The organism is Clostridioides sp. ZZV14-6387 (assembly GCF_020657835.1).
GTDB classification, from domain to species: Bacteria; Bacillota; Clostridia; order Peptostreptococcales; family Peptostreptococcaceae; genus Clostridioides; species Clostridioides difficile_A.
The window spans coordinates 1-3,886 of the sequence record NZ_JAGWCW010000060.1; the positions used below are offsets into that span (position 1 = coordinate 1).

General features: G+C 28.4%; 2 protein-coding genes and 1 pseudogene. 2 read left to right on the forward strand and 1 reads right to left on the reverse strand.

Going from position 1 to position 3,886, the window contains the following annotated elements:
* Positions 1-431, reverse strand: a pseudogene (locus tag KGF38_RS19875) (hypothetical protein); the annotation flags it as partial.
* A gap of 199 nt (positions 432-630) precedes the next feature.
* On the opposite strand from KGF38_RS19875, the gene KGF38_RS19880 reads away from it, so the two are divergent.
* Both KGF38_RS19880 and KGF38_RS19885 read left to right on the forward strand, forming a co-directional pair.
* A complete protein-coding gene (locus KGF38_RS19880; protein WP_054268993.1) occupies positions 631-996 on the forward strand; it encodes an ArsR/SmtB family transcription factor in 366 nt (121 codons plus the stop codon).
* A 22-nt stretch (positions 997-1,018) separates the two neighbouring features.
* The gene (locus KGF38_RS19885; RefSeq protein WP_074179317.1) at positions 1,019-3,406 is read left to right on the forward strand and encodes a heavy metal translocating P-type ATPase; all 2,388 of its coding nucleotides are present in this window, start codon (positions 1,019-1,021) and stop codon (positions 3,404-3,406) included.
* Positions 3,407-3,886: the final 480 nt, after the last annotated feature.

Consider the following 3,886-nt stretch of genomic DNA (forward strand, 5'->3'; position numbering starts at 1 on the left):
CCAGACATATTGTTAGGCATACCCATGTTATTATTCATATTACCAGACATATTGTTAGGCATACCCATGTTATTATTCATATTGCCAGACATATTGTTAGGCATACCCATATTATTAGATGCATTATAGTTCATGTTATTAGGCATATTATTTGAAGCAGATGTGTTGTAATTCATATTTCCGGATGTATTATTTGTGTTAGGCAAGTTGTTTGGAGAATTACTACTTTTAGGATAATTATTTGCGCTGTTAGGATAAATATTATTTACATTCTGATTATTAGGTATCTTTGTATAACCATTAGAAATTTGTGGGTCATTTCTCAATTCATCTTGGGGAATTTCTTCATTAGTAATATAATCTGCATAGTTAGCTGGGTCTAAGTAAGGCATGTAACTATTGTCTAAATCCTTTTTTTTCTTGTTACTCATATTAAACTTGCACCTCCTAGAAAACTATAAAAAAGTTTACAAAAACTTATTCTAATAATATATATATTAAAAAAGGTGATAATATGTGCATTCTAATTGTTATTAAATAAATAAAAATTATTGTTGCAAATTTAGAAGTGATGGAATATAATGAACATATGAACAGTTATTCATATATTAAAATAATGGAGGATTAAAAATGAGAGAAGAGATAAATGATTGTAATTGTAATGTAATACATGAAGAAATAGTAACAGAAGCTAAATCGACTATGCCAGATGAAGAAATGTTATATGATTTAGCAGAGTTATTTAAAGTATTTGGTGATACTACTAGAGTAAAGATATTGTATGCATTATTTGCAAATGAAATGTGTGTATGTGATATAGCAAGTTTATTAAATATGACTCACTCTGCAATATCTCATCAACTTAGAGTGTTAAAGCAGGCAAGATTAGTAAAGTTTAGAAGAGAAGGAAAGACGGTGTATTACTCATTAGATGATAGTCATATAAGCCAAATATTTGATTGTGGATTAAACCATATTAGAGAGACTTATAAATGATAACAGAGAGGAGTGAATATATATGGAAGCAAATAATATAATTAAAAAAGAATTTATATTGGGAGGATTAAATTGTGCACATTGTGCAGAAGAGATTAACAATAAAGTTTCTAAGTTACAAGAAGTTAAGTCTTCCAATTTGAATTTTATAAATAAAAAGCTTACAGTAAATATAGAGAATAGTTCCAATGAAGATAATACTATAGAAAAGATAATAGACATAATAGATTCAACAGAACCAGGTCTTGATATACAAATAAGTTCTAAAGAAAATACATCTAATAGGACATCAATTAAAAAAGAACTTATATTAGGAGGATTAAACTGTGCACATTGTGCAGAAGAGATTAACAATAAAGTTTCTAAATTAAAAGAAGTTGAATCTTCTAATTTAAACTTTGTAAATAAAAAACTTACAGTAAATATACTTAATGACTTTGAAGAAGATAGTGTTATAAACAAAATAAAAGAAATAATAGATTCAACAGAACCAGGACTTGATATACAAGTGGAGTCTAAGGACAAAACAGGACCTAGAACTTCTGAGAAAGCAGTGAGTGCAGATGATACAAATAAGAAAGAATTAATTCCACTTATAATTGGAGCTCTTGTATATATATTTGGTATATATCAAACAGCTACAGGTTATGAAAGTCAATTTGGTAATATAGTATTTATAGTTGCTTATGTAATAGTAGGTGGCGATGTACTTTTAAGAGCAATAAGAAACATATCAAAAGGAAGAGTATTTGATGAAAACTTCTTGATGGCTCTGGCTACAGTAGGAGCATTATTAATAGGAGAATTATCAGAAGCAGTAGGGGTTATGCTATTCTATAAAATAGGAGAATATTTACAAGGTGTTGCAGTTGGTAAGTCCAGAAAGTCTATAACTTCACTTATGCAAATAAGACCAGATTATGCAAATCTGAAAGTTAATTCTGAAGTTAAGGTAGTTTCACCAGAAGAAGTAAATGTGGGAGATATAATAGTAGTAAAACCTGGTGAAAAAGTACCACTAGATGGGGTAGTAGTGGATGGAGTTTCTATGCTAGATACTTCTGCACTTACAGGTGAATCAGTACTGAGAGAAGTTGAAAAAGGTGATGAAATTTTATCTGGTGTTATAAATAAGAATGCTTTATTGAGTATTGAAGTTACAAAGAGTTTCGGAGAGTCAACAGTTTCAAAAATACTTGACCTTGTTGAAAATTCTAGTATTAAAAAATCAAAAACAGAAAACTTCATATCTAAATTTTCAAGATATTATACTCCAGTAGTAGTAATAGCTGCTTTATTGATAGCATTTGTGCCACCACTTGTAATCTCTGGTGAGGTATTTAGTGATTGGGTGTATAGAGGGTTGATATTCTTAGTTGTTTCTTGCCCTTGTGCACTAGTTTTATCAATACCACTTAGTTTCTTTAGTGGAATTGGATTTGCATCTAAAAATGGTATCCTTATTAAGGGAAGTAACTATTTAGAAGCTTTAAGAAGTGTAGATACTGTAGTATTTGATAAAACAGGAACACTTACTAAAGGTGTGTTTAATGTAACTAAATTAAATCCTGAAGGTATATCAGAAGAAGAGTTACTAGAATTTGCAGCTATTGCAGAAGTAAACTCAAATCATCCAATAGCTAAATCTATATTAAGTTACTACAGTAAAAAAATTGATTTAGATACAATAGATAGCTATGAGGAAATAGCAGCTTATGGAATCAGAGTAAAGCATAATGGAAAACTTATATTAGCAGGTAATGAGAAACTTATGAAGAAGGAGAATATATCCTATTCACCAGCTAAAGAAGTGGGTACAGTAGTCTATATTGCTGTTGATAAAGTATACAGAGGTTATATAGTTATATCAGATGAAGTAAAAGAAGATAGTAAAAATGCTATAAGAAGTTTAAAATCAATAGGAATAAAAGAAGTTGTAATGTTAACTGGAGATAATGAGAAAGTAGCAAAAAATATCGCTAAAGAATTAGAATTAGATACAGTTTATTCAAATTTACTTCCTAATGAAAAAGTTGATAGATTAGAATCTTTATATGAAGGAAGAACTGAAAAAGAAAAAATAGCCTTTGTAGGTGATGGAATAAATGATGCTCCAGTACTAGCTCGTGCTGATGTTGGTATAGCAATGGGAGGTCTAGGTTCAGATGCAGCAATTGAAGCAGCAGATGTAGTTCTTATGACTGATGAGCCTAGTAAAATATCTAAAGCAATTGAGATAGCAAATAAGACTAATAAAATAGTATGGCAAAATATAATATTTGCTTTAGGAGTAAAAATTATAGTTATGATATTAGGAGCTGGAGGAATAGCTACTATGTGGGAAGCTATATTTGCTGATGTAGGGGTAGCACTTATAGCAGTAATAAATGCTATGAGGGCTATGAGATAAAGTATAAATATAAACATATACTATTTAAATATATACTATTATAGAAAAACGTATAGTAATACAGTAATGAAATATATAATTATAAGGAGAAGTATCAATAAGTTTATTTTTAATCTATTGATACTTTTTCTTTTGTATATAAACCTATATCTATTATTTTGATTTAATGGTCTTATGTGGTATATATTTTTTACTTATATATAGATGATTCATGTATATTACTAAGCTTATATGAAGAAATAAGAATCATAATAATTATAAATGTGTAGATTGATAATTATAAATTTATAAGAAAATATCTGTATAAAAAGTCGTTAATCCTATGATATAGCTACTATTCAGCGAAATACGTAATATAAAGAATTAAAAAGTTTTAAAAAATAATTTTAAAAAGTGTTGACGAATTATTTTTAAGATGATATAGTATTACTTGTCCTTAAGAAAAGGGCAAACATGAAAAATGAACTTTGAAAATTAAAC

What these genes read in the sequence shown, in the direction of transcription:
- KGF38_RS19885 (WP_074179317.1), top strand. Translation starts at nt 1,019, where the DNA reads ATGGAAGCAAATAATATAATTAAAAAAGAATTTATATTGGGAGGATTA.
- KGF38_RS19880 (WP_054268993.1), top strand. Translation starts at nt 631, where the DNA reads ATGAGAGAAGAGATAAATGATTGTAATTGTAATGTAATACATGAAGAA.